The 26,483-nt window shown below is 65.7% G+C and carries 24 protein-coding genes; 11 read left to right on the top strand and 13 right to left on the bottom strand.

Translation table 11 applies throughout. The features are described from left to right. Positions 1-282 precede the first annotated feature (282 nt). Together PX52LOC_RS39035 and PX52LOC_RS39030 are read left to right on the top strand one after the other, a co-directional pair. Positions 283-1,254 carry a WD40 repeat domain-containing protein gene (locus PX52LOC_RS39035; RefSeq protein WP_149115157.1) on the top strand — a complete coding sequence of 324 codons (972 nt, stop codon included), beginning with the start codon at positions 283-285 and terminating at the stop codon, positions 1,252-1,254. Positions 1,255-1,339: 85 nt separating this feature from the next. Further along, the gene (locus PX52LOC_RS39030) at positions 1,340-2,581 is read left to right on the top strand and encodes a hypothetical protein (RefSeq protein WP_149115156.1); all 1,242 of its coding nucleotides are present in this window, start codon (positions 1,340-1,342) and stop codon (positions 2,579-2,581) included. 1,098 nt (positions 2,582-3,679) lie between these two features. Here PX52LOC_RS39030 and PX52LOC_RS39025 read toward each other — a convergent pair. After that, complete coding sequence (locus PX52LOC_RS39025) at positions 3,680-4,519, bottom strand: hypothetical protein (protein ID WP_168219486.1); 840 nt, start codon at positions 4,517-4,519, stop codon at positions 3,680-3,682. An 80-nt stretch (positions 4,520-4,599) separates the two neighbouring features. Further along, positions 4,600-4,872 carry a hypothetical protein gene (locus tag PX52LOC_RS39020; protein ID WP_149115154.1) on the bottom strand — a complete coding sequence of 91 codons (273 nt, stop codon included), beginning with the start codon at positions 4,870-4,872 and terminating at the stop codon, positions 4,600-4,602. Between the two features lie 317 nt (positions 4,873-5,189). Between PX52LOC_RS39020 and PX52LOC_RS39015 the strand changes: the two genes are divergently transcribed. Genes PX52LOC_RS39015 through PX52LOC_RS39000 form a run of 4 tightly spaced genes read left to right on the top strand, consistent with a single transcriptional unit; the run spans position 5,190 to position 6,860 of the window. Next, positions 5,190-5,678, top strand: a complete 489-nt coding sequence (locus tag PX52LOC_RS39015) for a hypothetical protein (protein ID WP_149115153.1) — start codon at positions 5,190-5,192, stop codon at positions 5,676-5,678. Continuing rightward, positions 5,675-5,890, top strand: a complete 216-nt coding sequence (locus tag PX52LOC_RS39010) for a hypothetical protein (protein WP_149115152.1) — start codon at positions 5,675-5,677, stop codon at positions 5,888-5,890. Before PX52LOC_RS39015 ends, PX52LOC_RS39010 begins: the two co-directional genes overlap by 4 nt. A 3-nt stretch (positions 5,891-5,893) precedes the next feature. Continuing rightward, on the top strand, positions 5,894-6,400 hold the full coding sequence (locus PX52LOC_RS39005) for a hypothetical protein (protein ID WP_149115151.1): 507 nt from the start codon (positions 5,894-5,896) through the stop codon (positions 6,398-6,400). 16 nt (positions 6,401-6,416) lie between these two features. After that, complete coding sequence (locus tag PX52LOC_RS39000; protein WP_149115150.1) at positions 6,417-6,860, top strand: hypothetical protein; 444 nt, start codon at positions 6,417-6,419, stop codon at positions 6,858-6,860. A gap of 1 nt (position 6,861) precedes the next feature. Here the strand turns inward: PX52LOC_RS39000 and PX52LOC_RS38995 are convergent, their stop codons facing one another. The 3 genes from PX52LOC_RS38995 to PX52LOC_RS38985 all read right to left on the bottom strand — a co-directional run bounded on the left by PX52LOC_RS38995 (position 6,862) and on the right by PX52LOC_RS38985 (position 10,670). Next, positions 6,862-9,651 carry an SEL1-like repeat protein gene (locus tag PX52LOC_RS38995; protein WP_149115149.1) on the bottom strand — a complete coding sequence of 930 codons (2,790 nt, stop codon included), beginning with the start codon at positions 9,649-9,651 and terminating at the stop codon, positions 6,862-6,864. Beyond that, on the bottom strand, positions 9,651-10,250 hold the full coding sequence (locus PX52LOC_RS38990) for a HEAT repeat domain-containing protein (protein WP_149115148.1): 600 nt from the start codon (positions 10,248-10,250) through the stop codon (positions 9,651-9,653). The genes PX52LOC_RS38995 and PX52LOC_RS38990 overlap by 1 nt, the downstream gene beginning before the upstream one ends. Before the next feature lie 111 nt (positions 10,251-10,361). After that, entirely contained in the window at positions 10,362-10,670 is a 309-nt protein-coding gene (locus PX52LOC_RS38985; RefSeq protein ID WP_149115147.1) for a hypothetical protein, read from the bottom strand. Between the two features lie 228 nt (positions 10,671-10,898). Between PX52LOC_RS38985 and PX52LOC_RS41525 the strand changes: the two genes are divergently transcribed. After that, positions 10,899-11,051, top strand: a complete 153-nt coding sequence (locus PX52LOC_RS41525; protein ID WP_168219485.1) for a hypothetical protein — start codon at positions 10,899-10,901, stop codon at positions 11,049-11,051. Positions 11,052-11,219: 168 nt separating this feature from the next. Here PX52LOC_RS41525 and PX52LOC_RS43565 read toward each other — a convergent pair whose 3' ends face one another. The 3 genes from PX52LOC_RS43565 to PX52LOC_RS38975 form a co-directional block, all read right to left on the bottom strand. Continuing rightward, on the bottom strand, positions 11,220-11,348 hold the full coding sequence (locus PX52LOC_RS43565; protein WP_261345051.1) for a hypothetical protein: 129 nt from the start codon (positions 11,346-11,348) through the stop codon (positions 11,220-11,222). An 83-nt stretch (positions 11,349-11,431) separates the two neighbouring features. After that, positions 11,432-17,821, bottom strand: coding sequence for a hypothetical protein (locus PX52LOC_RS38980; protein WP_149115146.1), 6,390 nt, complete (start codon positions 17,819-17,821; stop codon positions 11,432-11,434). A gap of 550 nt (positions 17,822-18,371) precedes the next feature. Further along, on the bottom strand, positions 18,372-18,902 hold the full coding sequence (locus PX52LOC_RS38975; RefSeq protein WP_168219484.1) for a hypothetical protein: 531 nt from the start codon (positions 18,900-18,902) through the stop codon (positions 18,372-18,374). 278 nt (positions 18,903-19,180) lie between these two features. On the opposite strand from PX52LOC_RS38975, the gene PX52LOC_RS38970 reads away from it, so the two are divergent. The 3 genes from PX52LOC_RS38970 to PX52LOC_RS38960 all read left to right on the top strand — a co-directional run bounded on the left by PX52LOC_RS38970 (position 19,181) and on the right by PX52LOC_RS38960 (position 20,428). After that, entirely contained in the window at positions 19,181-19,471 is a 291-nt protein-coding gene (locus PX52LOC_RS38970; protein WP_149115144.1) for a hypothetical protein, read from the top strand. Positions 19,472-19,554: 83 nt separating this feature from the next. Then, positions 19,555-19,992, top strand: coding sequence for a hypothetical protein (locus PX52LOC_RS38965; RefSeq protein WP_149115143.1), 438 nt, complete (start codon positions 19,555-19,557; stop codon positions 19,990-19,992). 217 nt (positions 19,993-20,209) lie between these two features. Next, a complete protein-coding gene (locus tag PX52LOC_RS38960) occupies positions 20,210-20,428 on the top strand; it encodes a hypothetical protein (protein ID WP_149115142.1) in 219 nt (72 codons plus the stop codon). A 379-nt stretch (positions 20,429-20,807) separates the two neighbouring features. Here the strand turns inward: PX52LOC_RS38960 and PX52LOC_RS38955 are convergent, their stop codons facing one another. The 5 genes from PX52LOC_RS38955 to PX52LOC_RS38935 are packed head-to-tail and all read right to left on the bottom strand — an operon-like array spanning position 20,808 to position 25,355. Further along, the gene (locus PX52LOC_RS38955; protein WP_149115141.1) at positions 20,808-22,076 is read right to left on the bottom strand and encodes an MFS transporter; all 1,269 of its coding nucleotides are present in this window, start codon (positions 22,074-22,076) and stop codon (positions 20,808-20,810) included. Between the two features lie 35 nt (positions 22,077-22,111). Beyond that, a complete protein-coding gene (locus PX52LOC_RS38950) occupies positions 22,112-23,155 on the bottom strand; it encodes an ArsI/CadI family heavy metal resistance metalloenzyme (protein ID WP_149115140.1) in 1,044 nt (347 codons plus the stop codon). A 16-nt stretch (positions 23,156-23,171) separates the two neighbouring features. Next, positions 23,172-23,813, bottom strand: a complete 642-nt coding sequence (locus PX52LOC_RS38945; RefSeq protein ID WP_149115139.1) for an ArsI/CadI family heavy metal resistance metalloenzyme — start codon at positions 23,811-23,813, stop codon at positions 23,172-23,174. 17 nt (positions 23,814-23,830) lie between these two features. Continuing rightward, positions 23,831-24,262: a hypothetical protein gene (locus tag PX52LOC_RS38940; protein ID WP_149115138.1), complete on the bottom strand. Its 432-nt coding sequence runs from the start codon at positions 24,260-24,262 to the stop codon at positions 23,831-23,833. 13 nt (positions 24,263-24,275) lie between these two features. After that, the gene (locus PX52LOC_RS38935; protein WP_149115137.1) at positions 24,276-25,355 is read right to left on the bottom strand and encodes a DUF1559 family PulG-like putative transporter; all 1,080 of its coding nucleotides are present in this window, start codon (positions 25,353-25,355) and stop codon (positions 24,276-24,278) included. A gap of 531 nt (positions 25,356-25,886) precedes the next feature. Here PX52LOC_RS38935 and PX52LOC_RS38930 point away from each other — a divergent pair. Then, positions 25,887-26,447 carry a sigma-70 family RNA polymerase sigma factor gene (locus PX52LOC_RS38930; RefSeq protein ID WP_149115136.1) on the top strand — a complete coding sequence of 187 codons (561 nt, stop codon included), beginning with the start codon at positions 25,887-25,889 and terminating at the stop codon, positions 26,445-26,447. Positions 26,448-26,483: the final 36 nt, after the last annotated feature.

Raw genomic sequence — 26,483 nt, 5'->3', positions numbered from 1 at the left:
GTAGCCCGTGGCGGAATGCCGGCGGATCGAAGGCGTCCTGGCAGGAATTGACCAGGCGCAAGTCGTCGTCGCTCGCGACGTGGGCGGCCGCCGGCCAGGAGACCTTGTGATGAAGGCCAATTTATCGAGCCACAAGCGAATGGCTGCTGGGGGCGATTGAACGTGCGGAGTGTTCGGAAGTGCACCTGCCGACGGACACTCGTTTCTCGATACACTGCCCTTGCTCGCGGTGGATTACCGAGGAACGAGCGGTTGGGTTCATTCCGCCCAAGGAGGCAGGGTATGTTTCGGTGGGCCGCACTCGGGTTGCTATTCACGGCCATTCACGTCCGGGCCGAGCCCCCAGCGAAACTCGAAGGCCACGCGCGCGAACTCTATTCTTTGGCCTTTTCGCCCAAAGGGGACCGACTCGCGTCGACTGCCAACGACGGGACGATCCGCATCTGGTCGCTCGCCGACGGGCAGGCCACCGTGATCAAGACCGGCACCGGGTCGCGGACGGTGGCGTTTTCCCCGGACGGCACGCAGGTCGCCGGACGATTCGAGAACAAGGCCGTCATTTGGGATGCCGCGACGGGCAAGCCCGTGTCCCTGCTCGTCGGCAGCGATCCGTCATCGGACGGAACCGTCATGCGGGTCGCCTTCAGCCCGGACGGGCAACGTCTCGCCGTGGGCCATCAGATGGGCCTGGTCCGAATTTGGGACGTCACCACCGGCAAACCGGTCGCCGATCTCGCCCGCCCCGGAAAGGTGGGCGACCTGTCACGCTCGATCACCGCGCTGGCGTATTCCTCAGACGGCAAACTCCTCGCGGTCGGCGGCGACAAGGGATTGGCCGTCTGGAACGCTGGGGCGAATACCTTCTCGAAAGAGTTGTCGGAGTTCAAAACCTTCTCCGTGGAATTCACCCCCGACGGTAAGCGGTTGATCGTCAACGGGGAGGACCGTGTGCCGATCTTGCAAATCTGGGAGACGGCCAACTGGACCATCACCTACACCTCCAACGCCAAAGAAACGGCCGATCGGTACCTGAATAAGTTGCACCCGATCGACGACGCTCGTGCCCTGGGCGTCAACGATCAGGACGAATTCGAGCTGTTCGATTTGCAAAAGCTCGCCCGCACGCCGGTCCGCTTCGCCACCCCGTACAAGTATGGGCCGGGTGGATACGCCGTCAGTCCCGATGGCAAAACCGTCGCCCACTACTTCGGCGGCAACCAGTACGCCATCCACTTGCAAACACTGCCGAAATAGCTTCCCCGATCCGCCGCAGACGTCCGAAGAAATATGAACCGGACGAGACCCTCCCGGTCCTGTCCCCACTTTAGGAGGATTCGCAATGACGGCATGGATGAAAGGGTTGACGACCGGTTTCTTGCTGATGGTGGCGTTGCCCGCGTCGGCCGCCGACCTGCGGTGGAGCGTGTACGACAAGAAGACCGACAAGAAGCTGCTCGACCTCGGCGGCAAAAACGTCGACAACTCCGAAGGGAAGAAAATCCTCTACTTCGACGGTAAGCGGATCGAGAACGCGGACGGCGTAGGCCTCTTCGACCTCGACAAGGACACGACCACCGGCTTCAGCGTCCGCAAGCCGAAGGACCCGGACGTCCGCCTGCTCTGGTGTAACGGTCACGAGTTGTGCAAGAAGGTGCAAGAAGGCGTCGTCTTCCATTACGACGGCCGCAACCGCACCATCGCCGCCGACGCCAAAGGCCCCGCGCTGTACACGCTCACTTGCCACAATGGCAATCTCGATTCCCGGTTGGAGCCCTGGCAAGTGGTCGCCATCGGCTACGCGCTCCAGCCGAAACTGTTCGAACTCGACGCGGCCGCTCAGAAGGCCCAGCGCGACGAAGCGGCCGCGACCGGCAAGGCGGAGGACGCTCGCATCGCCAACCGGCTCAAGGGCGACTTCGACATCATCACCAGTTCGACGAAGCCGTTCCTCAAGGGGAAGGCCAGCGTCAAGCCCGTCGGCAAGTACTTCCACATGGCGTACGATTTCGCCGGCGGCCAGAAGCTCCAGGGTATCGGCCTGTTCTTCCCCTCCGCGGCGCAGGACGGCGAAGAGATCTTCACCGCTCTGTCCGCCGACGGCGTCGTCGGCCTCGGCGTTTACGAAATCAAGGACGGAGTCCTCGACGGCACCTGGCACCCGACCTCGCTCCTCGCCGACCCGAAGACGGCCCTCGGCGTCGAGAAGCTCAAGGGGAAGACGGGCGACGATCTCACGGGTCAGTTCACCATCACCGAGGCCAAAACCCCCGGCAAGGGCGAGGCATACACCGGCACGCTCGACCTTCAGAAAATTGAGCGTAAGGACGGCGGCATCCTGCCGTGCTACGCCATGACGTGGACCCTGGGCACGTTCAAGATGTACGGTGCCGGGGTGGCCGTCGAGCACCTTGGTAAGGACACGAAGAGAAAGAAGTACCTCATTGCCTCGGTGGGGACCGGGGAGGCGATCGTCGGCCAGCACTGGCACCCGTCGAGTAGTGGCGTGCAGTTCGATTTCGCGGCGATCGGCAAAACGATCTCCGGGGACGCCGCGGCCGGGTACATCATGCTGAGCAAGTAATCACCAGCCGGCCGGAGCCGTACCGTCGAGCGACCACGGGCGACGGAACCGAAGGTGGTGATGGCCGCCGATCTCTTCAGGTGTGGCGTCCAGGACCTGTCGGACTTTGCCGGCCAGCACAACCGGGGTGGCGATTTCCGCAGGAACGGTATGTCCGCGGACGACACTCCCTGGCGCATGTCGGCATCGTCCGTGTACCCGCATGTATTCGATCCTCGTCCCGCGTATACGGATGGCGGGTGATTCCCCCCGACTATTGCCCGCCTGAGGCGTGACCACGCTGTTCAAGTCCGGACGGCCGCCTCGAGACGTCGCGTCCGAGGGACCCAGGCTGGCCGAGGGAGCACGGACTCCGCACTTTCAGCCCTGGCCGTGATGGCGAAGTTGTGAATGTGGAACGACTCCCCCTCCGCTCCGACTGCCCGGTAAGGCAGCCGGCTCACGCCACGCCATTTGAGGAGGCCCACCGATGGTCACGAGGTTTTTGCTGTCCGTGCTGATCGTGTGCTTGTGGTCGGCGATCGGGTCCAGCGTCGATCCGCAAAAGGTGGCCGCCGATCAGGTTAACTAAATGGTATTCACGGGGTAGTGGGTCTGTTCACCCGAGAGGTTGAGAGCTTTTCTTCGTTCGTCTCGGGGTGCGAGACGAACCCAAGCGTTTCGCCTCGCACCCTCGATTGCGGTTTGTGAACTGGAGACTCTGTCTGAAATTTGAAAGTCGCACGGAAGGCTTGAAAACAAGCCGGGAAATGCGAACGGCTGAGAACACCCGCTCTCGGCCGTTTCCGGTAACCCGCCAGTCCAGACTTCCTCGACCGGCCGACGAACTCCCCGGGCCGAACAGACTTCAAACTTCCACGCGCGACTCTCGTCGTATTTAAACGCTTGTTTTGAAGGTGATTTCATCAGGCGGGCGGGTAAAGTGGGTTCGAGAAGCTACTCTATTTCGAATCCTACTCGGTGCCCGAGTGGAACAAATTTCGAACCCGAAATCTCGGGTTGTGTTTACCCGCGGGTGGAAAAGCGACTCAGGCCAACCCTTAACAGGTCGGGTTCACAGCCGCTCGGCCGCATGTCATCTTCTACGGCCCCATCTGATCACGCCTTCGATGGCGGAAGCCTGAGTTGATCGTTTCGGGCGAGGACGTTTCCCACCTGCTGACGGATGCGGGGGTCGCGGTGGGTCTGCTTTCCCCTCACGGCGGGTTCGACCTCGCGTGATGCGATGCAGGCGTTCATCAGCGCTGCGATTGCACTCGCCGCGAGTTCAAAGTCGGGATCGTCGAACCGGGCCAGCAGGGCCGCCCGGAACTCTGCCCCGGCCTGTCGCTGTTGGTCTGGCGTCAGTAGGCGAGGCCACTCCTCGTAAGTCATGGTCATCGCGGCAATCGCGATGGCGTTCACAGAATCTCCGATCAAGGCAACGGCCGCGGCCGGGGTGGGGTCGCCGAGCAGTCGGCACTCGCAAACGAGTCTCGAAGTTTCGACCCGGTTCGCACAGTCCGCCCGGGCCAGTTCTTCACGTGCGAGTTCCTCGCCACGGGACGCGACCGGTGCCATGCGTGGGTCGTTGAAGCTGCGGATCGCGATCAGCCGATGGAGGGGGTTAGCGGACCGGCATACGTCTTCGAGCCAGGGTAAAGAGGCCGGTCCGATTCTCCCCAGTGCCCCGACCGCCGCCCCGGCGACCGTCATCTGATACGCCGGACGAACCTCGGTACAGGAGGGGTCCATTGTCCAGTCCCAGTAGATGATCTCCTCGGGAACGGTGTACTCACCGGGGTGAGCGACATACCCGGCGACGGTGGTCAGTGCCGCGGGGTCTCCCAGCGTGCCGATCGACCGCAGGCATTCGACGAGGCCCTTCGCATCACCGGTCGAGCGATACCGTTCATCGAGACGCGCTAGCTCGGCCAACCACTGATCGACGACCGGCACACTCGGTGCCGCGGGCGGTTTCTTTCGGGGTTTGCGCGATTTTCCCAAAGCGAACCTCCGTCAGTCAAGGCGTGCCGCGTTCACTCCGCGATCTCGTTCGGTTCTGTCCCCTCGCTGCCGTCCGGCACCTGAACCACCTTGATCTCATAGGAATCGAATTCCTCATCCACGGTCGCGCCGGGCCACCGACCCTCGGCCGCCTTTTCGAGCCGTCGGATCTCCAACTCGGCCACCTCGCGCGATTCAAAGCGGCCGAGAAAAGTCGAACCGCGGTTCACGTCGAAGTCCAACTGCGTGCCGCCGGGGCGGCCGTACTGAACCCAGTGCGTGTACAACTCGAAGGTGACTTTCATGATCCCGCTCCTGTAAGTCCCGGTCCCACGATTCCTCGGGTATCACTCGCCTTTTTCGGTTTCGACGGTTGCTCGGAGGCAGCGACCCCGAATCTGATTTCTGTGAATTTGAGTCGGTCGGCAAGCTACTGCCGGATGAGATAGGAGGTGAGACGGCGATCCGCGGACAGCATACCACCCCGTCGGGAACACTTCCCGCTCGGATTAACTGTAGTGGTGTCGGCGGTCCCGGCGACCGGGTTCGGGTGGAGGTCATTGCACCGCGGACCGTTCCCGTTACAATCGGATCGGGCCGCGGTTCGCGTGACGGGGGAAACATGGACTACTGGTTTTGGGACGACCGGGCGGTGATCGTCTGCGCAGAGTACCTCATGTGGTTCACCGCCCGCGGCCGGTACTGGCCGCCGGGCAAGCCGGCGCTCGGACAGGCGTTCGCCGACTACGAGGCGAACGGGCCGTGGTTCCCCGACCTGCCGGCGCGGGTGGCAACCGAACTCGCGGCCGCGGTGGCGGCGAAGCAGGCCGGCGTACCGGCACCAGTCGTTCCTCCACACCCCTATCGTCCCGCCGCCGGGGCCGTGACCGAGTGGGAGTATTTTGGCCGGGAGGGCGTGCGGTTCGAGGGCGACCACTTGCTCTGGTACGAGCGCGAAGGGTCGGAGCGGTACGCCAGCGGCGGGGCGTGCGAACAGACGTTCGCCGACTTCGTGGCCACCGGCATCTGGATCGAGCGCGTCCCGGCAGACGTGGCCGCCGCGCTGGCGGCGGCGGTGACGGCTCGACTCGCCGGCGGGAGCACGTCGTGAGCGACGGGACCGCGTTTCGGGCGCAGGCCACCCGCCTCTTCCGCGTGGTGGGCGTGTTGCTGGCGTTCGGCGTGGCCACGGCCGCCGGCGTCGGGTGGTGGCTCGACGGGTGGATCGGCCTCGCGATCGGGGGCGGGGTGGCGGCCGTTTTCGCGGCGTGCGTCTACGCCGGGGCCGGGGTGTTGTGGGCGATGTCGCAGGACGGGGCGTGACCGATGGCGGCACCGAGAAAGTCGGTCGTCTTGAAGGTCGGCATGACCCACGGCCAGGCGTGGGCGGCGGTACAGGCGGTGTGGCCGCACCTCGACTTCTACCTCTATCACGCCAATGAAATCTACCACCGCGAAGGCAGCCACCACGAGGGCACGGGCACCCAATTCAGCGACGTGCTCGCCGCCGCCGGGGCGTTCTTTCGCGACCCGCCGCCCGTACCGTTGCCCAAAGGCCAGCCGCCCGGAACGGTGACGATCCGAGGCGCCACGACCTTCCCGCAACTGGTCCGATCGGTTTACGGTACGTTCGGCCTGATGCCGGAGATCGAGTACCCCGTGTACCGTTGGCGCGGCTCGCGGGAGCCGGAACCTGACCACGCCACCGTCACCCGACTCCAGACCGTGGCGGCGCGGGAGCGGGCGCTCTTCGTCCGCGAGAACAACCGGGAGCCGACCCCGGCCGACGTGCAGGTGCAGGCCGGTTGGTTCGGGTTCGGCACACCCTGGTGAGAAGATCGGAGGCGACGTGGCCAGCAAGCGACGGCCGAAGACGGCCACACTGCGGACCGGAATGACGTACAGCGAAGCCGCGGCCGCGGTCGAAGCCGCGTGGCCGGGGCTGATGTTCGAACTCTTCGAGCCGAGCGGGGACTACTACCACAACAGCATCTTCGCCACCACGGCCCAGGTGGCCGGCGACAAAGTCCTCGGCGACCCGGCGGCTGGTGAGCGGTCGTTGCGCGTCACCGCGTCAACGACGGAAAAGGAACTGCTGTCGTTCGGCATGTCCGCGTTCGGCCTCGCCGTCGTCCTGATGTACCGGCGGTACGGTGCCGGGGCGAACGAACGGCCGGCGACCGTGGGCGAACTGCACGCGCTCGCCGAGCATTACCGGGCTGCGTTCGTAGCGAAGAACGGCCGCGAGCCGCACAACGGCGACTCGGCCTCACTGGAGGGCTGGTTCGGCTGACTCACCCCGACACGTGGCACAGTTCGACCGTCGGCGTTTCGGGCGGCCGCCCCCACGTCCAGGCCCAGGTGTGGCCGGCGTCCGTGGAGGTGTACCAGCCCACCGACTCTTCCGGCGGCCCAACCGTCTCCCGCCGTTGCACCACGCGGACGAACAGCGTCGCGCCGGCGGCCCGCAACTCGGCGTCGTAGGAAAACGATTCGTCCGCGGCGTAGGGCACGTTCGTCCGCGGGAGGGTCGTGACCGTGCCGACCGCCGTCTCGACGCCGGCCACCGCGTCGCGGAAGAAAAGAGTAGTGTCGTCCGCCCATTTGTCCCGGTCGGAGCGGGCGATAAGGGTGAAGCCCAGCCGCCACCCGGCTGCGTGCCAGGTTTTCGCCGCCGTGTGGAATGCGTCGCGCAGCGCCGGCGGCACGGTGGCCCCGGCCGCGAACAGCTTGGTCGCGAGGTCGTGCTTGACCTCGGGCAGGAACTTGGAACCCATCACCAGCGCCAACGGTGTGCGGCCGTCTTGGTCAGCGGCGTTCGGGTCGGCCTTGTTCGCCAACAGCCAGTCGAACGCCGTCGGCCGCCAGATGCCGTCGGTCGAGGCTAGGTCGAGCATCCACGCCAGGGCGGTTTCGCCGCGGCTGTTGCGGGCGTTCACGTCGGCCCCGCCGCGTAGGAGGGCGTCGAACACCGGCAACTCCGGCTCGTCCCGCGCGGCCACGATTACCGCGCCCATCAGCGGCGTGAGCGTCGTGCCGTCGTCGTACTTCGCGTTCGCGTCGCCGCCCAGGTCCGCCAGCAACAAGCCCACCGCGTCGGCCCGGTTCGACCGCACCGCCCAGTAGAGCGCGTCCCGGCCGCCGGCGCGGGCGAGGGACGTGGTCCAGGTCGCACGGTCGCGGATCACGTCCACGGAACACGAACAGACCGCCGCGTGCAACCGCAGCGTTTGGAGCCACACCGGTTCGGGCTGCGCGAGGTTCGCTAGGACGTGTTCGAGAACCGGGACCAAGACCGACAGGTCGGACTGGTCGATGAGGCCAGCGGGCGGGCCGTCGGCCAAGAACTCGGCCAGCGGCAACGTCGCCGACTGCGGCGGGAATCCGGCCCGGCCTTCCGTCTGGTCCTCGTCCTCGCTGACGCCGAAGACGACCGTGTCCGGGGCCGGCATCAGGAACGAGAACATCTTCCACCCGCCCCGCCAGCCGTACTGCGGCAGCCCGCCGCTGCGGTCGTTCGGGTCGAGGTTCTGAGTGTAGAGCAATGCGTTGAGGGTGTACGGGCTGGGCACGCGGGCGTAGGGCAACTCGCCGGCCTCTTCGCGGCGGGCGAGGTCGTCGGCCCGCCACTTCAGCAGGTCCGCGTGGTACTGCTTCGCCGTCTCGTTCCCGGCCGCGGCGGCCGTGCGGAACCAGAGTTCGGCGTCCTCGAACGCAGCCGGCCCGCCGTCGGCCTTCTCGAACATGACGCCGACGTTGAGCTGCGCCATCGGGTCGCCGCCGCGGGCTGCTTGCAGGAACCAGTGGCGGCCGGCCGCCGGGTCTTTCGTGCAGCCGACGCCACGGACGTACTCCTGGCCGAGCCGGGTTTGCGCCGGGACGTGGCCGCGGCGGGCAGACCGGCGGAACCAGATCATCGCCTCGTCGTGGTCCGGCGCCTGGTTGCGGGCCGCCGGCTCCCAACAGATTTTGCCGACGTTCAGCATCGCCACCGGCTCGCCGCGTTCGGCCGCCCGCCGCAACAACCGCTCGGCCTTCGACGGCTCGGACTTCTGGACCAGGCTGGCGAGGTTGTTCTGCGACCGGGCGTCGTCGCCGTCGGCCCCCTGCTCGAACCACGTCCGCGCCGCGTCCGCGTCCTTCGCCACCCCGCCGGTGCCGGTGAAGCACCGCTTGCCGTACAGCCCCTGCGCGCGGGCCTCGCCGGCTTCGGCGGCCGTGCGCAGCAGGTCCGTCGCCTCGGCCGGGTTCCTTGCGTCCAGCAGTTCGGCGAGGTTCGTCATCGCGGTCAGGTCGCCGGCGGCGACGGCCTGCCGGTAGAACGCTTCAGCCCGGTCGCGGTCCTTCGCCTGCCAGCCGAGGCCGAGCAGGTGGCAGTCCCCGGCCAGTACCGCCGCGCGGGGATCGCCGGCGGCGTCCTGTTCCCAGGAAGCAATGCCGGAATACGCGAACGGCGTCAGCACGGCGGCAAGGTCCGCCCCGCCGTGCCGGGTGCGCACGGCCAGTTCCCAGACTTGTTGAAGCGCTTCCAGCGGACGCGCCGGCACCAGGCCGAGTACCCGCGGCCGCCGGGTATCGTCTTCGCACGCGGCGCGGAAATCGGCGATGACGGCGGCCTCGTGTTCGGCCGGCAGCACGCACCGCACCTGCACGCGGGCGGTCTCCAGGGTGCCGGCGTTCCACACCCGATACACGGACGCCGCCACCCGCCAGCCGTCCGGAAGCCCGGCCACGGAGTACCACCGCGACTCGTACCGCGGCACCGGGAACATCTCCTGCTCGGACTCGTCGTAACGAAACCGGACGGCGAGGTGCCGGTCGGCCGTGCCGACCTTGTACCCGCCGCAGCGGGTGTCTACGCTGTGCGTCTCGCGCTTCGTTTCGTCGGCAACGTCGAACCGCTCGCCGCCATCCCCCCACGCGGGCGAGAGTCGGCGGGCCGTCGCTTGCAGGAAGGGCACGAGCGTGGCGTCCGGGTCCACGTCCGGCGTCGGTTCGCTGATCCGCAAGCCGACGACCGCCTTGCTGAGCGTGCCGTTCGGGTGGAACAGGGTGACGGTGAACCCTTCGATGTCGTCGGTCATCACAGGGCCTCTGCGGTCGGTCGGCTCAGTCGTTCGTCGATCCGGGTCAGAGCGGCGTGAGCGGAATGTCGCACGCCGGAATCGGGGTCGTTCACCAGCGGCGCCACGGCCGCGCGAGCGGCCGGGGAGTAGGTGAGGTTACTCACGGCCTGCTCACGGACCCGGAAGTCTGGGTCCGCGAGCGCCTGCACGTTGAACGCCACCATCACGGGGTCGTCGAACGCGAGCGTGAACGCCGTCAGAATGGCGTGCCGAGCTTCGGCGTCGGCGCTCGGGTACCGTTCCATCAAAGCCGGGCGGGCCGGCGGGCCGATGCCACTCAGGGCGTGTGCGGCCCGCATCCGCAGGCTGAACCGCGGGTGCGAGAGCAACGGCAGCAGCAGCGGCACCGCGTCGGCCAGCTCTGGGATCGCGTGCGTCTGGAGAAACACGGCCGTCGCCAGGTCGCCGACGGTGTGGTCGCTCCGGCCGCAGAGGTCGATGTCGAGGGGATCGGGCGTTTCGTCGTCGAGCGCCGCGACAAGGGCCGGTACCGCGGCTCGGACGGCGGCCGACGGCCGAGTCCCACGCTGAAAAAACTCGACGACGGACGAGGACATCGGGTTCACTCCTGCCAGTAAGGAGAGCGCTGTGGTCCAGAGTCGCCTCGGGCCGCTCCGTCCCGTGCCGCGACTGTTCGACGTGCCTTTACGACTGGGGCCGTGGTGTGACTACCCGGCGAACCAATCGACCTCAGCCGGCCACACACCCGACCCCGTGAACGCAAGCACCAATTCCCGTGCCCGCGGCCAAGGCAGCGTCTCGTAGTGCGACACGTGCGCCGGGCAGTCGGGGTAGAACAAGTGGAATTCAGCGGCCCCAGCGGCCGCTTCCCCACCCGCGACCGACCGCCCTCTGGGTAACCCCGGCTTGGCGGCGTCTGCTTCGGCTTGGGTGGCATACGCCACATACGCCGCCCCTTTTCGGGAACAGGAGCCGATGAATACGATTCCCACTTCGTAGGTGGTCAGAACGGCCATCAACCCGACAGCGGATCTCTCTTCGTCAGCGCGAAAGCGGTCCAGAGCGTAGGCGAGACCCGGGCTGGAGGAACACCTGAGCGTGGCCTCAACCTCGGCTTCGAGACAGTAGGACAACTCGCTCGGGAACACGCCTTCCACGCCGGGACGCCCTCTCTTGCCGAAAGAATCCATGCAAGCCGTGGCGTACCGTGACGGTGTCGCCCGTCCCTTCCATGGAGGCTTGCGATGCACACCATTCTGGCGGTCGATCTGGAGGAGTACAACTCCGTTTCCTGCCACTACGACCGGGGCACCAAGGCCGCCCGGTTCCACATCCTCCGCACCACGCCCGATGAGTTGCGGAAGTTGCTCGGCCACGAACCCGTCGACCGGTCGTGATCGAGTCGTGCTCTTGGGTTGGGTGGGTGACCGACGTGCGTCTGTCGCTGGAGCCTGGCCGTGGCCAGTACGGTCGGGGAGGTGTGGTGGTGGAAGAACGTGAAGCGGAAAACGGACCGGGACGACCCCCTCAAGCTGGCGAGACTTGCCGGACCTCGCCGCGGGTCATCAGCACGACGGGCAACCGCTTCGAAGGGGGGCGCGGACGACGCGGAGTTGGTCGAGCGGGCGGGCGAGGACGTGCTCGTACAGGAACAAGAGGGCACACGGGGCCTGCATCTGAGTCGATGCGGTCATGTGCTGGTCACGTGCCGGGCGGCACACCGGATGGGGATCCAGGGCGACCCGACTCCGCACCGCGTCCGTGGCCCGGTGTGCCCTCACTGTTGCGGCGGGTTGACCTCGCGGATGGTCGCCCCCTGGTCGTCGCTGAGAATCAACACCGCGAACCGGGTGACCGGCTGCCGCTCCGGAGTGCTGACGCTGGCGTAGTCGAACCGGCCGCGGAGGTCGGTGTACCCGTCCTTGTGGAACTTCACCGTCCCGTCGGCCAGCTTCGCGTACACCTTCACGTACACCCTCGACAGCGGCTTCGTCCCGGCGGCGTCGGCCACCCGCACCTGGCCGTAGCTCTCCGTCGTCGTCACGTCCATCGCGTTGGCATAATAGGCCGCCGAGCGGGTCTTGCCGGCCGCCACCACCTCGATCAGCACGTTCTTCTTCAAGAACTCCTCGGCGATCGGGACGCCCGTCTTCCCGGTCGCGGCCGGCAGCTTCACCACCGTCGAGGCGTTCGGCCGGATCGACGCGAACTGGCCGCCGGACTGCTGCACGAACGGGTTGCGGCTGAACAGCAACTCCACGTCCATCTGGTAGTAGTTGATCGTCACCGCCTCGACGTTCTGCCAGCTCAGGTTGATCGCCTTGTTCTCGACCGCGAACTCGAAGCTCGGCTCCGTCGCGGCCAGCCGGCCCTGCTGCTGGTTGCGGTCGTCGGGGTCGGCCACCTTGCCCGCCTTCCCCTCGGCCTCGTCGAGTTGGCTGACGATGGTGGCGAACGTGTTCTTCCACTTGTCCACCGGGTAGTTGGCGTACTTCAGCGCCACCGACCGGGCGTGGGCCGTGTCCTCGCGGTAGAAGTCGAGGTACGCGGCACAGTAGTCGTACTGCATCTTCGTCGGCACCTTCTCCGCGTTCACGCCGCCGAACGTCGCGAAGGCCTCGTCCACGCGGTCTTGCAGCAACAGGAAGTACGTCGCCGCGAGTTTGTCGGCGTCGGTCAGGTCGCGGCGGTACGTCAGCAGCTTCATGGCGGCCACGTACTCGGCGTGGAAGCGGTCGTTGACGATCTGCCGCCGCTGGCCCAGGGCGTGGGCGCGGGCGTTCACGAGCGGCTTGTACTCTAGGTGCTCGTACTGGTGCCGAACCACCGGATCGACCACGAGCAGCGGGGAGTCGATCGGCCCGCCGACTTCATTCACGAACCCGTCGGCGTGCTGCAAGTACTCCCGCGCCGCGGCCAGGTCGGCGTGCAACAGGCCGTAGGACCACGTCGTCGGGTGGTACAGGTGGCGGTCCTGCAGCAGCTTCGTCACGGCGTCGAAGAACCCGCGGTCCTTCAGCCGGAACGCGATCTTGTCGAGGTTGAGTGCTCGCACGTTCTCGCGACCCAGGAACGCCAGCACCTCTTCGTTCGTGCCGTTCTGCGAGACGAACTCCCAGCTCGTGGTGTCTTGCTTCGTCGGCTTCTCGACCACGGCGAACGTGACCGGGGCGGCGGCCGCGACGAACCGCTCGGCCTTGCCGACGTGCAGCGGGAACTGCGGGAACGTGCCGGCCTTCGGGAAGTAGAAGAAGTAGTCGAACGTGTGCGTGCGGTACGGCTCCAGGTCGAGCACCACCGTCTTCGTGAACTGCCCGCCACTCAGCGGCACGGCCCCGACCGGCAGTTGCACGAGGGCCGTCAGCTTCTGGCGACTTGACGTGGGGTTCGTCACCACCACCTGCCCGCCGTACACGGTCTGCGTCAGGAACTCGCCGGTCACGAACTTGTCCAGCCGCTCGCCGTTCTCGTCCTTGAACCGATCGCCGTTGCGGTAGAAGTTCTGGCTGACCAGGATGGGCGTTTGTCCCGATTGGCCGTCGGCCGGGCGGACTTCCTCGTGGAAGGCGATGGCCCGGCTGGCGGCCGTCAGCGTCAGCGTGCCGGCGTTGAACTTCATGTCGTGCCGGGCCGAGTCGGCCGGCAGGTCGAGGACGGCCAGGGCGAACATCATCTCGGTGAAGTTGCGGCTGGCGTCGGCCAAGTGCCGGCTGAGGAACGCCCCGTCGCCGGCGTGCCGACTGTAGTCCTGCCAGAACGGGCTAACCGGCACCAGGTCGGCCGTCTGCTGGGCGATGACCAGCTTGTAGTAGTTGTTCTCGGCCCACTCCATCGTCGGGTCGAGTTGCCGGTACAGTTGCCGCACCTGGGCCCCTGTTCGCTTCTCGGCGTCCTCCTTGCTGAAGAACCGCAGGTCATCGGCCAGTTGCTCCCTGGCAGGTCGGTCGGATTCCCCAACTTTCTCCGCCATGTCCCTCTTGGCGTCGTCGAGTTGCTTCGTGCGGCCGTCGCGTTGCTGTTGCGACTCCTTCTGGAGCATTTCCCGCATCGCCTTCGGCTCGCCGCCGGGCCGACCGGCCATGCCGCCGAGCATGCCACCGCCGAACCCGCCGCCGGCCGGTCCGGACCCGGGCGGCATGGCCGCCGGCGCGAACGCTGGCGCGTCTGCGGCCCTTGCCAGCGGCTTCGCCTCTTCCAACCGCCGCTCGCTCTTGGCCCGGTTCAGGGCGTCGTCGCCGAGGCCGCCGCTGGATACGGCCGTGTCGAACAAGTAGATGTCGCGGTCCGTCCGCGGTGGCAGCAACCGCAGCAGGTCGTTGAAGTGCCGGCTCGTCTTCGCCGGCTCGCCGGCGATCCGCTGGGCCAGCAGCACCCGCTCGACACTGTTCAGCCGGTTGTAGTTCCACGGCTTCAGGTACTCGCCCAGGTCGTGTTCCAGCAGGTAGTGGTCGAGGAACGTCTTGTCCTTCTTGTTGCCGAGGTACGGCCGCACGACGGTGGCGAAGAACTCGCAGTCCTTCTTGAACAGGAAGAAGTTCAACTCGTGCGAACTGTACTTCGAGTACAGGGGCCGCTTCTCTTCGGGCTTCAGCTTCGGCCACGTCAGGAGGAACGCGAACTCGGTCAGCTTCGGGTCCTTCGATAGCGTCGCGTACAGGCCGTACACCTTGGCCGTGCTGTCCACCAGCTCGAACCGGCTGCCGGTGATGTCCTTCAGCGTGAACACCTGCCCGGCGTCCAGCACGCTCACCTGCTTCTGCTGCGTGAAGTGCTTGGCCGGGTCGAGGCCGGTCGCCAGCCGCAGGTCGAGGAACTTCGCCTCCTGCTCCGGTAGCGTGACGCTCTTCACCGTCGTCGAGAGCGGATCGACCGCGACGACGTGAATCATCGCCTGCGGCCCCAGCCCCCGCCGCGGGATGCGGACGACGCCGTCCTTGTCGGGGATGAGGTTCACCACGACCGTCGAGGCGTCGGCCAGGAAGTCGAGGTTGGCGAAGCCGGGCGTGGCGGCCGCACCGCCTTCCCCGCCCCGCATCCCGCCGCCGTCCTCCTTCTTGGCCGACTTCGGCTCCATGATGCCGCCGCCGCGGCCGAAGAAGTCGCCGCCGAGGGCCTCCTGCTCGCCGGTCGTAGTGCTGCGGACGGCCCACGGGTTGAGCAAGAGTTCCGGCCGGTCGAGCATGTTGCCGGGGTACTTCTTCTGGGCCTTGCGCTCGAGGACGTAGCGGTACTCGTCGCCGATGTTGCGGCCGGTTTGGTAGACGGAAATCGCGTGGCCGGGGTAGACGCCGGCGAGTTCCGCGTCGCGGACTTGCAGGTCGTGGAAGGCCGAGTACGCCGGCTGGTAGCGGGTGGCGAACACGTGCACGCGGGCGAACTTCGACCCGTCGGTCAGTCGCACCAGCAGTTCGTCGGGCGTGGTTGTAATCTCGCGGACGGCCACCGGCTTGATGGCCGGCAGTTGCATCTGCCGGACGGCGCCGAGGACGTAGCCGTTCCGCACGACGCCGTCCACGACGCGGATGCGGACCTTCTCGCCGGCCTTCTTCACGTACAGGTCGTAGTCGCCGGCCGCGAGGCCGTGCATCTCCAGCAGACCGTTGGCGACCTTCAGGGCGTCGAACTTGTCGGCCCGGATGCGGTCGCCGAGCACTTCGAACAGGGCGTACTCGTCGCGGGTCGGCTCCTTCGCCGCGCCGAGGTGCGGGACCGTCACCACGTCGCCGGCCTTCGCGTGAAGGAGGCGGCGGTAGGTGTGCCGGTCGCGGTCGAGTTCCCAGGCGTGCGACGTGCCCTCCGGCCCGGTCGCCGTCACGGTGGCGATGTCGTTGAGCGCGCCGAGGTAGATGCGGCCCTTCGCGTCGGTCTTCAGGGCCACGTTCACCGGCTCGCGGAAGTCCTTGTGCTTCAGGTACAGGCCGACGCCGCGGTCCGGCTTCGCCTCGCCGGTGCGGCCGAGCAGTTCGATCACGTACTCGTCGCCGAACTTCGCCAGGTGCAGGTCTTCGGTCTTGTCCGTGCGGTCGATCTCGTTCAGCGGGAAGTCGCGGCCGGCGACCACGTCGATCGTCCGGCCGGTGCTCAGGTTCTTGACCTTCGCCGACAGCGTCACGCTCAGCCGCACGGTCCGGCCGGGCACCCGCAGGTCGTAGGTCGATTCGCGGTCCTCGTACAGTTTGAAGTCCGGCACCTCCAGCGTGGTCGAGATGTTGTTCAGGTCGGTGGAGTAGATCCGCAGTTTCACCTCGTCGAGCACCTTCACCGACACGGGGATGCCGTTCAGGTACAGGCCCGGCCGCACGATCAGTTGCGCCAGCCGCTGCGTCAGCAGGCTCTCGCGATCGACGTGGAAGCCGGCCACGAGCGTGTAGTTCTCGGCCTTGTGGTCGAGGTGGTCGAGGCTGGCGAAGTCGCCGCGGCGGAGCACGACCGGCCGGCGGCCGGGGGCCGTACTGTACGGCACCGTGACGACGCCGTCCGCGTCCGGCGTGTACTCGGTGCCGCCGAGCCACACCGTCGCGTCGGCCACCGGCTTGTTCGCCTCGTCCACCACGCGGACCTTCTCGCCGGCCGCCCCGACGGTCACGACCGGCCGCAGCCGGCCCTTCCGCACGAGCGCCCGGCTGCTCTTCCCGCCGCCGATGAAGTCGACGACGTACACGCCCGGCTTCGTCAGTTCCGGGAACTCGAACGTGCGGTCGATCCGCCGCAGCGGGGCGTCGGTGTAGGCGTACACCTTCTCGCTGTTGGCCACGAGGCCGTCGAGGTTGATGTCCGTGTCCACCTCCCGCTGCGTGTTGCGGTACAGGTTGACGGTGTTGATCTCGAACACCTTCACGAGCAGACTCGGCACGTTTTTGACGGCCACGGCGAGCTTCACCGGCTCGTCGGCCGCGTAGTCGGTCTTGTTCGTGGCCGCGAAGTCGATGTCGATCCGCTCCTTGATGGCCCGGAACAGTTCCGGCGGCAGTTTCGCGGCCCACTCGTCGGCGTCGCCCAGGCCGTTCTCGGCCTTCGCCTCGGCGAACAGGTGCCGCAGGTACTCGTCCTGGAAGTACGCCTCGAACTCCTTCGGCGACGCGGCCGCGACGAAGAAGTGCTTCAGGTAGCCCCGCACCAGGTCCTCGTCGCTCATCACCGGCGGCAACAGCGACAGGCCGGAGAAGTCGGCGTTCAGGTCCACCGGGTAGCTCTTGGCCGCCTCGGATTCGAGCCGGGCCGCGGCCATGTACGGCTGCCGCCGCGGGAGCTTCAGGTAGGCGACGAAGCGGTCCTTGTCGAACTCGCCGGTCGCCCGGTCGAAGACGAGCCGGTGGTACAGCGTGTGGGCCTTCAGCGAGTTGAACGCCGGCGGCAGCTTCGCCACGAAGGCTTCCAGCCGGTCGAGGTACGCCTTCGCCAGCTTGCGGTCCCGCTTCCAGTCGCTGTCGGCCCCCGGTTGCAACCGCACGAGGTAGGCGTTCACGAGCGCCCCGTTGCCGAGCAGGTCGCCGCGGGCCTTCAGCAGTTCGTCGAGTTGGGCGAGGGTGAGCTGCGCGTGGATGCCGAGCGAGCCGAAGCCACCGCTATGCTGCGCCTTCAGGTCGGCGTCGATGAGATCGACGAGCTTCGGCACGTCCGGCCGCGTCAGGCGTTGCAAAAGCAGCCGCCGCTTCTCCCAGCCGAGTTCGGTGCTGGCCAGCCAGTCGAGGGCGGCGTCCTCGAAGTTGTTCAGGTCAGTCCACCGGCGGAGCGAGTCGGCCAGCAGGGTGCCGCGGGCGATGCGGGTGGGATCGAGTCGCGTCGGCAGGTTGGGGGCAACGCCGAGGACTTCCTTGCGGTGGTCGAACGTCACACCGACACGGTCGCGGACGTAGGCGAGCACTTTCTGCGGGTCGCGCTCGTAGGTGAGCAGCATGAACCGCGTCTGGAGTTCGGTGAACCGGGCCGTGCGGCCGTGGCGTTCGAGCCACGGCTTTTGCAGGCCCTCGAGTTTTTCGAACTGCTCGGTGTTGAGGTAGTGGAGGCCGTGGTAGTAGTAGTAGTCCTCGGTGCCGGGGATGAGTTGCTTGAGGACGGCCGCCCGGTCCTTCGCGAGGGCGAAGTCTTCGGCGAACGGCACGTCGGCGGCGAACCCGCCGGCGGCGAAGGCGGTCATGACGGCGATTCCGAGGGAGAGGCGGAACATGGTCGCACCCTGCACGAAAGGACGGTGGTGCGAACAGGGTAGCAGAAAGTGTGTTTCGTGTCTGTAACGGCAGACGAGTTCACGTCTCAGACGGGGGAGTCTGATCTGGGAAGCCGAACGAAATGCGATGCAACCGTTTCCCACGGCCGGCATCCGGGATGCTGCCGGGCGGAACGGGCGAATGGTTACCGCCCGGCCACAGGGGTGGGCAAACGAATGGGGCGAAGTGTACGCCCCGGAAGAGGATTTCCCCCCGCACGTTTTATCCGAACAACCACAGGGCAACACTAGACGGGGCAGGCGGCTCGCACCCCACCCCGGGACTCGGCCACGCGCCGTCACTGCCGAAATAGCATCCCTGATTCGCCGCAGTTATCCCAAGAAAGCCGAACGGGACGAGACCTCGCGGCCCTATGTCCGCAACAACTTCCTTTCGGCCTCCGAAGTGATGGTGCTACTCAACGACATGCGTTGCCAGGTATCTATTCACTGGTCGTGACGGTACCTGTTCCGCATTTCGAACGAATCAAGGCTGACCTCTCGCAACGGGCTACGGCGTCGTGAGCTTCGGAAGCACGGCATCGGACCCTGGTTGCGGAATCTTTTCCGGCATGATTTCCGGCACAGGCGGAGTCGGAACGGGGGCCGGCGTGCCCTCGGGCGGTGAGGGTTGAGGTGCTGCCGACGTTGGTAGCTTCGTGGTCGGGACCGGGAGCGGCATGGGCTGCGACGAAGGAGCCGTCGGGACGGGCGCGGACTTTGTGTCCGGAGCCGGCGGTGGCGGAATCGGAATCCCTTGCAGCGGGGGCAAAGCCGACATCGTCACCGGCGGGTAAGGTATCGGCTCGTTAATCCGCGTATAGGCTTTCGTGTACGGCCACGTCACGATGTCGCCGACGAGACTGAACGGCAGGTCCGCCGCGCAGACGAAGGCAGCCAAGGTCCCCGGAGACTGACCCGACCCGGCCGGATGGTGAGCCTTGCCAGCGCCTCCGCCGATCCCCTCTCGAACAAACGCCATGTCGTGCTTCACGCCGCCGAAGGGAATCTTCCCCTCCCCGTCCGGCCCGTGCGTGACCACGTTGGCAATCGTCCCGCATCCCGTCACCGGAAAACAGGACAGTAACAGAGCAGTACGGACTCGCCGAAATGTCATCTCGCCATCCCCCCGGGCTACCGGAGGATAACGACAGCGGATGAGCAGGCAAGGTCAAGTGAGAAGTCCACTCCCCCGACTAATGCAGGCCGCTCGTTCTCCAATTGAAAAATACATCAACCCTTGCTAGCCTCACCTTACCACCCAGTAACCAAGCTAAACAGTTCGACCTCTCAACCCTCCACCAGTCAGGATGCTGACGGATGAAGCCGGAACACGACGCCCTTTTTACGCACGAAACTTGGAAGAATCAGAAAATGGCGGGCGTGGTTTGCGACGCCACGGTCATTGGCCTCAACATCCTCGTCCACCACTACAGCGAACAGATCAAGGGCATGCAGCGGCTCATCGGGCTGTTGCGGGCGGAGGTGCAGAGGGGCGTGCGACGCGACGGCGATCTCGCGCTGACGACCCTGGAATCTGACGTGGCAAGGTTGATCGACAGCAAAGAGCGGATGGAACGGACCGCAAAATCGGCCGCACCTGTTAATTGAAAAATTAACTCGGGCCGTGTCACCCTCCCGCGAACCAAGGAGGGTGCAGGCGTTACGAAAAACAAATCGAGCCGACGCCGGAAATGCTCGCCAAGGGCACGGCCATCATCCACCGCGACTCAGACGGTCACTTCCTCTCCGCAGAACCACGGCACATCACAATTCTCCAATGGCTCGACGACATGCGGGTGCTGTCGTCGGAGTGCGTACGGGCGGCGCGCCGGTTCGTAGCCTGCCAGCACGCTCACGAGCGGCGCGTCCGTGGCAAAAGCACGTTCCGGGGCCGCAGCATCGGGGAGGGTGAGGGCGATCCATTCGAGCCAACGATGGTCGAGGACTACTTGAAGTTGGCGAGACTGCTTTCGCGGGAAGAGACTGCGACGGTGGATCGAGTTTGCGCCTCCGTTTATGACGCGAGCCACCGGGGCATGCTCTTTACGCACCGGTCGCGGCTTCAGGAGGTTTTTGACAAGTTGGCGGCAGCGGTTGAGGCAGTGCATGATGCTCGGGCCGGTGGATGAGGGGCGGATCAAATAACTTACACTCCGTTCGTTAGCTTGATGCCGATCAAGAGCATCATTTTCGTCGATCAGCGCGGGGGCTGAAGATTGATCTTGGTGCTGAGCGTTTCAGCTTGCGAAAGCAGGAAAAATGGCTGAAAGAGGGCCTTTGGACTTCCGGTAAGCCTTACAAGCTGGTAATTGAAAGGCTTTACCTGACGAAGTCGCCGGAAGACCCATGATCCGAATTTTCTTGCTCACCTTGGCCTCGGTCGCCACCCTAATCGGCGCGAACGAGTACTGCGAACAGCACTACGGGAAAGGACTGCTGGCCCAGAGCGGGATCGAGCGGTACCTCGACCGAAAACTCAGCCCCTCCGGAACCGGCCGAGCGAGTCTGGTCAACCTCGTCGCCACCGGGTTCAAAGCCAACAACAGCCTCGGCGGGTGCCAGTGATTTCGCAAGAACATTTCCCTTGCGAGTAACGATTCAATGTGGTGGTGGAATTCCGTGACGGGTTCGTCACGCCTGTAATTTGACCCACTGCCCAAAGCTCCGCATCACCCGCCAACCCTCGGCGGGTTTTTCATTTCTCCATGAACCTGACACCCAAGCAAGAGAATGCGTCCCAAGCGTTCGTCGCGTGCGGGGTATGTGCGAGGCGTATCGGAGACCGCCAGAACTCGCGAGGCGTGCGGTAGCGACTCCATGCCAATGAGAGGAAATACCTATACACTCAGCCGCGGCGGCCGGTGAATCTTCGTAGCGGTCGGGGCCGGGCACTTGAGATGAACGCTTGACGGCTTGCGGTCGGGCGGCGAAAAACGGTCCCCGCTCACGTGTCTGTTGCAATGCCATCGGGGTCCGCGTGCGGGACTTTGACCAACAGCATGGCGATACCGAGCAGGAAGATCATGACGGCGAACAGGTGCAAGGCGGGGAGATACGATCCCAAACGGTCGCGGCAGATGCCGAGAAGCAGTGGCCCGAGGGCGGACGAGGTGATCGTCACGACGTGAATCGCGCCCTGGATTTGAGAGAGGTCTCGCCGGCCGAACGCATAGGCCCAGACCGAGAAATACACCACCACGTAGACCGACCACGCCAGCGACTTCAGCAGCGACCACACGTACACGTTATTCGGCGTGTCCAGGAGCGAAACGCTCCCCACGACCGCGCTCGACAGCAGCATGCCCAGCGCCAACACTTTCCCGATCGACCACACGCGGCACAGCCACGCGACTAGGAACTTGAACACGACCAGAGAGAGCACCCCGATCATCAACGAGTCGAAGAACATCTCCCGGCCGAACCCGCGGTCCTTGAGTAGCGACTCCATGAACACGTCCATGCCCTTAACGGCCGTGCCGTTTATCAAACAGTACAGTCCGAAGACGATGAACAGCGGGTGCCGCACGGCCTCCCAAACCGTCTTCTCGCCGGCGGGGGATGCCTTCATGGCCACCCGGTCCGGGGGGAGGACCGTCGGCGGGGTGATGAACAGCATCGAGAGCATGGCCGAGCAGCCAATCCCAACGGCGATCACAAGCCAGACCGACCGCCACGTCCACTCAAGTTCGACCAACCCGACCCGGATCCACTGGAGGACGCCCGCGTAAAACACCGCCGTGAGGGCGAGGTACACGGCCGCGGCGATCGGCGCATGCCGCGGGCGAAAGGACTTGCCCAACAAACTCGTGCTGGTAACCGCGAGCACGCCCTGCCCGAACAGTCGGGCAAGGGTGACGGCCGCGAACAACGTCCACGGGCCGTCTGCCAGGGCCGTTAGGGCCGTGGCCGCAGCCGTCAGAGCGGTCATGGACCATGCGGATCGGTACAACCCGAGTCGGTCGAGTAGGGTTCCGAACCCGAACGAGAGCACGGCCACGATCATTGTGGCCCAGAAGTTGAGTTGGCCGAACGCCGACCGGGAGAGGTGGAATTCCTCCAAGATCGGCTCGGTAATCACGCCCATGTACTGGGTGCGACCCGGGTTCGTGCAGATGTAGATCAGGGCCGCGACGATCAGGTTCGTCCAACTGGCGAACAGCGGGAGTTCGGACCGCAGGGCGGGGGCGGGTTGCTCGGTGGCGACGGCGGTCATTCGATTTAACTTGTGAGTACGCGGTGCTCGCCGGCTCAGTTCAAGGGGGCGAAATGAAATGCCGACCCGGCCGCGCTCTTGCGAAGGAGTTCAGCACGGCCCGCGGACACCGGCACGGCCACCCCGCGGAGAAACACGATACCGTCGTCGTCGGTCATGCGGGCGAACGGGCCTTCGTACCGCGCCGAGACGGCCGGAAGATCGTTACCGGCCGTCTTCCAGGCGGTCAAACTCAGCGTTCGAAGGTTGACGCCACTCGTATCGCCGACGCAGCACGCTTCCTTCCATGTCTCGATCTCAATGTCACGGAATCCGGCGGCCGCGATCGCAGCAAGAGGTTCACCCGGGACGGGAACGTATCGGTACTTGGCGGACAGTCCGGGGAAGTCTGGGGTGCCCGGGTACGGGCGATCGCCCGCCAGGCCGCGGACCGTAAGCCGCCCGCCCGGGCGGAGCGTCCGGGCCGACTCGGCCAGGGCGTGAGCGAAAGCGGCCGGACCGCCGGCCGAATTGAACGTGTTGAGTAGGGTCACACCGTCGAGCGAGGCATCTTCGAACGGGAGACGCACCGGGAACGGATCGGGAAGCGCGTGGGTCCAGCAGCCGTCAACGGCACCGCCGATCGGATCGGCAGACGCGGGCACGGCCACGGGCGAGTGGGTTCGCCCGTAGTGGCCCAAGTTCTGGTGAACCGTGTAGACCTCCCACCGCACGCCGTCGGGGTCGGTGACCCAGAATTTCGTCTGGAGGGCGTAACAGCACTCGACCCCGTCCTCCCGGATCGTGGAGTAACCGGCCCGCTCCAACCGTCGTTGCACCTCGACCAACCCGGCCGCGTCCGGCAAGCGAAGGCCGGCGTGGTTCAGTGACTCGCCACGCGGGGCCGGCTGGGGCAGAAAGGAGAGGACGAGCGGCGGCTCCTCGACCTCAAACTTGGCGTAATCCGGGTACGATTTATGCGGCTCCCGTCCGAAGAGGACGCGGTAGAACGCGACCGTCCGGCCCAGGTCGGCCACCCACAGGGAGAAGTGGAACTTCGAAACGTCCGCCGGGGTGACCGGGCTTAGAACGGCGCTCATCGACGGCTCCGTGCGGTTAACATTGCCGGCTCGTAACAGTCGCAGGAGTCGGGGCACCGAACACGAACTGGTCGGCCGCCGGCCCCTGGCGGAGATTCTCCCACACCGCCGCGGGAACGGTCACCGACTCGCCGCGGGGAAACGTGCGGCCCTCGCCGTCCGTCAGATCCCGGAACGGCCCCTTGTAGACGACGACGCGAGGAGAATCATCGCCGCCGGTCGCCGGTAAGCCCTGACGGATGCCTGTTACGTCGCCGCCGGGCAGGTCTTCGGAAACGATGTAGACTTCCCACTGGTGACCGTCTGAGTCCTCGACCCAGACCTTGGTCTGGACGGCATAACACCCCCGAGTACCGTTCTGCTCCCGGGTTCGCACTCCGGCGGCCTCCAACCGCTTCTGAACCGCCCGTACCGCCGATTCGGACGTGAGCCGGAGGCCAAGGTGGGACATGGCCCCGCCGGCCTTGGCCAAGGTGGGCACGAGAGAGAATACCACCGGAGGGTCGGCGAGTTCGAACTTCGCGTAGTCCGCATAACACTTGACCGGTTCCGCGCCGAATAAGACGCGGTAGAAGGCCAGCGACCGGTCCAGGTCCGTCACGTTCACGGCCAGGTGAAACGCGACCGGGCGTTCGATGACGTTCAGGGCGGGGGGCATGGAGTTCTCGGGACGAATTATTCGGAGATCGTCAGCGGTAGCAATTCGTTCACGGGCTTCTTCTCGATCCGCACGCGCAGCGGGGACGACTTGGGGTCGAGATACTTGGCCGGAGGTAGGGCCACCTTGGCCGCGCCGTCGGGCATGGGGGCCTCGCGGATGGTCGCAATGTATTCACCGGCGGGGGCACCGTCGGACACGTCGTAACACGTGATCGAGAAGCCGCCATCGGCCCGCACGGCTCCGGTGAGGAGCGTCGGTAATTTGGGGGCGGCCGGATCGGTCGGGTGCAGGACGACCATGAGTCCCAGGACTTTGTGGCCGGCCCACACCAGTGTTCCGGTCGTCTTGTTGACCGGAACCCGGCCGTCGCTGTTGCTGCACCCGACGGCCAAGAGCGAGGCGAAGGCAACGGCCGCCCACCCCCGACGGAACGAGATTTTGGTCACGGGAACCTCGATATTATTCAAAGGCGACGACTTCGCCTTGCGACTTCGTGAGCATGTCAATGATCAGACCGGTCGGCGTGCTCTCGTGGAGGAACCGCACGGACCCGTCGCCGAGGAGGAAGTTGGCTCCGCCGGTGTGGTAGCTGTAGTAGTTGTGGTCGTTCGTCCTGTTGATCGCGAACGGGCCGGGCTGTCCGATACCGTCCCCCGTGGACCCGTAGATCTGCATGGCGGACAGGGCGTCGCCCCAGCCGCCGGCGTGGCTGAGGAGCATTCCAACGCCGGTGTTGGGAGAGCCTTGGGGCGAGGGTGCCGTCGCGGTCGGATTCCCCGGGGTGCCGATGTTGCCCGGCCGGTTGGCGTCGTCGGTCCAGTCCTTGCCGCGGATGATGAACCGCGGTCGCCCCGATCCTTCGCCGAGCAGGATTGTGTTGGAAAGGCCGTCGGTGATGGCGAGAATCGGGGTATGCCCGCTCAAGATGTCTTTGTCGGCCAGTTTGAGCATGCAATCCCGGATGTACTTGTCGTTGACCCCGTCGATCAACGTCGCCACACTCGAAACGGGCTGTTTGCCGACCATGTCCCACGACTCGGTGCGGATGCCCTGACACGGCATGTAGTCCCCCCGCGCGCTCCGCCACCGCTGGTCCGCGGGCAACAAAACGCCGGTTCCTTGCCAGTTGTACTCATAGGTTTCCGGCGAAACCCCATTCGACGGGCAGTACATCATCTTGACCGGCGTCAAGATGATCGGCTGGTTGTTCGCGCTGGCCTGGTCTTCGTCCCACTTGTACTGGCGATGAAGGGCGTCCTGTTCGATGTACGGCAGGATGAATGTCCCCCAGCCGTGTTTCATCGCTTGCAGCCCGCCCAGCGCCTGGCTTCGCACCGACGCCGGCGGCAACTTGTCGTTGTTGGTGGAGCAGTAGGCGTGGTACGCGAGCCCGAGTTGCTTGAGGTTGTTCGAGCACTTCAGCCGGGAAGCGGCTTCCCGGACCTTCTGCACCGCGGGCAAGAGGAGGCCGATGAGGATGGCGATGATCGCGATGACGACGAGCAACTCGATCAACGTGAACGCGGGACGACGACGCATGCACAACCCGTGGGTAGGAAGTGTGATTGGGGCGGGAAAAACAATGTCAAATGGTCTATAAACAAGATGTTAGAGACGACCTACGGTACCGGCCACGCGATTCTTCACGTGAAATACTTCTCATCTTCACCATTGTCAGGTTCGAGGCGGACTATTTTGGGCCTGTCAAACACATTTCTGAACAGGGTTCGCAGCCCGTTGGATAACCGCTCGACGGCCGGACGAAATAGCTCGTGAGCCACGATTCTTGGTCGAGTGCTCGCGGGCCAGTGTGATGGACTGCCATTGCGGGCGGGCGGCAATTTCTGCAAACGTCCACGCAACAACCCGACGACGGGAATCGCGACAGTTTGACGCGGAGAAGGTTTTCGCTGAGCACGCTCTCCGCCACAGCCTTCTCGCAACCGCGGGACGTGAAGGCGGAATCTCTTCATGGAAGCATTTTTCGACCGGGAACGGGCGATAGAACTTTCCTGGGCTGCGTCCGCGAGTTGTGGAACGCCCGCCTCGGGCCGATTATAATTGGCCTCCATGTTGGAGATCACGCAATTTCTGGGCGAGGCGGTCGGCGGCGACCGGGTCGCGGGGGATCAACTCCTGCCGCTCGTCTATGACGAACTGCGGAAGTTGTCGGCCCACAAACTGGCCCACGAATCGCCAGGGCAGTCGCTACAAGCTACGGCTTTGGTCCACGAGGCGTACCTGCGGCTCGTCGGCGGCGAGCAAGCTCCGGGGTGGGACGGCCGCGGTCACTTCTTCGCGGCGGCGGCCGAGGCGATGAGGCGCATCCTCGTGGACCACGCCCGCGCCCGCCAAGCCGACAAACGCGGCGGCGGGTGGACCCGCGTCGAACTGGCCGACTGGCACCCGCTGCCGGACACCCCGGCCCAGGTACTCGCACTGAACGAAGCCCTCGACCGGTTCGCCGCCGCCGAGTCGGAGATGGCCAAGCTCGTCACCCTGCGGTTCTTCGGCGGCCTGACTTCCCAGGAATCCGCGGACGCCCTCGGCGTGTCGCTGCGGACGGCCGAGCGGTGGTGGCTGTTCGCCCGGTCGTGGCTCTACTCCGAACTGCTCGACGAGAAGGAATAAATCTTCCCACGGTGTGGCGGGATTCGGCGGCCGATA

This window comes from Limnoglobus roseus (genome assembly GCF_008254045.1).
Taxonomy (GTDB): domain Bacteria; phylum Planctomycetota; class Planctomycetia; order Gemmatales; family Gemmataceae; genus Limnoglobus; species Limnoglobus roseus.
Note: the sequence above shows the minus strand (reverse complement) of the source record. Positions and strands in the feature narration are given on the sequence as shown.

Bases quoted from the DNA above. Each gene is read 5' to 3' on its own strand.
- PX52LOC_RS38960 (WP_149115142.1), top strand. From the start codon at position 20,210: ATGATCCGAATTTTCTTGCTCACCTTGGCCTCGGTCGCCACCCTAATC.
- PX52LOC_RS38955 (WP_149115141.1), bottom strand. From the start codon at position 22,076: ATGACCGCCGTCGCCACCGAGCAACCCGCCCCCGCCCTGCGGTCCGAA.
- PX52LOC_RS38930 (WP_149115136.1), top strand. From the start codon at position 25,887: ATGTTGGAGATCACGCAATTTCTGGGCGAGGCGGTCGGCGGCGACCGG.
- PX52LOC_RS39035 (WP_149115157.1), top strand. From the start codon at position 283: ATGTTTCGGTGGGCCGCACTCGGGTTGCTATTCACGGCCATTCACGTC.
- PX52LOC_RS39030 (WP_149115156.1), top strand. From the start codon at position 1,340: ATGACGGCATGGATGAAAGGGTTGACGACCGGTTTCTTGCTGATGGTG.
- PX52LOC_RS38980 (WP_149115146.1), bottom strand. From the start codon at position 17,821: ATGTTCCGCCTCTCCCTCGGAATCGCCGTCATGACCGCCTTCGCCGCC.
- PX52LOC_RS41525 (WP_168219485.1), top strand. From the start codon at position 10,899: ATGCACACCATTCTGGCGGTCGATCTGGAGGAGTACAACTCCGTTTCC.
- PX52LOC_RS38990 (WP_149115148.1), bottom strand. From the start codon at position 10,250: ATGTCCTCGTCCGTCGTCGAGTTTTTTCAGCGTGGGACTCGGCCGTCG.
- PX52LOC_RS38965 (WP_149115143.1), top strand. From the start codon at position 19,555: ATGCTCGCCAAGGGCACGGCCATCATCCACCGCGACTCAGACGGTCAC.
- PX52LOC_RS38995 (WP_149115149.1), bottom strand. From the start codon at position 9,651: ATGACCGACGACATCGAAGGGTTCACCGTCACCCTGTTCCACCCGAAC.
- PX52LOC_RS38945 (WP_149115139.1), bottom strand. From the start codon at position 23,813: ATGCCCCCCGCCCTGAACGTCATCGAACGCCCGGTCGCGTTTCACCTG.
- PX52LOC_RS38970 (WP_149115144.1), top strand. From the start codon at position 19,181: ATGAAGCCGGAACACGACGCCCTTTTTACGCACGAAACTTGGAAGAAT.
- PX52LOC_RS38935 (WP_149115137.1), bottom strand. From the start codon at position 25,355: ATGCGTCGTCGTCCCGCGTTCACGTTGATCGAGTTGCTCGTCGTCATC.
- PX52LOC_RS38985 (WP_149115147.1), bottom strand. From the start codon at position 10,670: ATGGCCGTTCTGACCACCTACGAAGTGGGAATCGTATTCATCGGCTCC.
- PX52LOC_RS43565 (WP_261345051.1), bottom strand. From the start codon at position 11,348: ATGACCGCATCGACTCAGATGCAGGCCCCGTGTGCCCTCTTGTTCCTG.
- PX52LOC_RS39015 (WP_149115153.1), top strand. From the start codon at position 5,190: ATGGACTACTGGTTTTGGGACGACCGGGCGGTGATCGTCTGCGCAGAG.
- PX52LOC_RS39020 (WP_149115154.1), bottom strand. From the start codon at position 4,872: ATGAAAGTCACCTTCGAGTTGTACACGCACTGGGTTCAGTACGGCCGC.
- PX52LOC_RS38950 (WP_149115140.1), bottom strand. From the start codon at position 23,155: ATGAGCGCCGTTCTAAGCCCGGTCACCCCGGCGGACGTTTCGAAGTTC.
- PX52LOC_RS39005 (WP_149115151.1), top strand. From the start codon at position 5,894: ATGGCGGCACCGAGAAAGTCGGTCGTCTTGAAGGTCGGCATGACCCAC.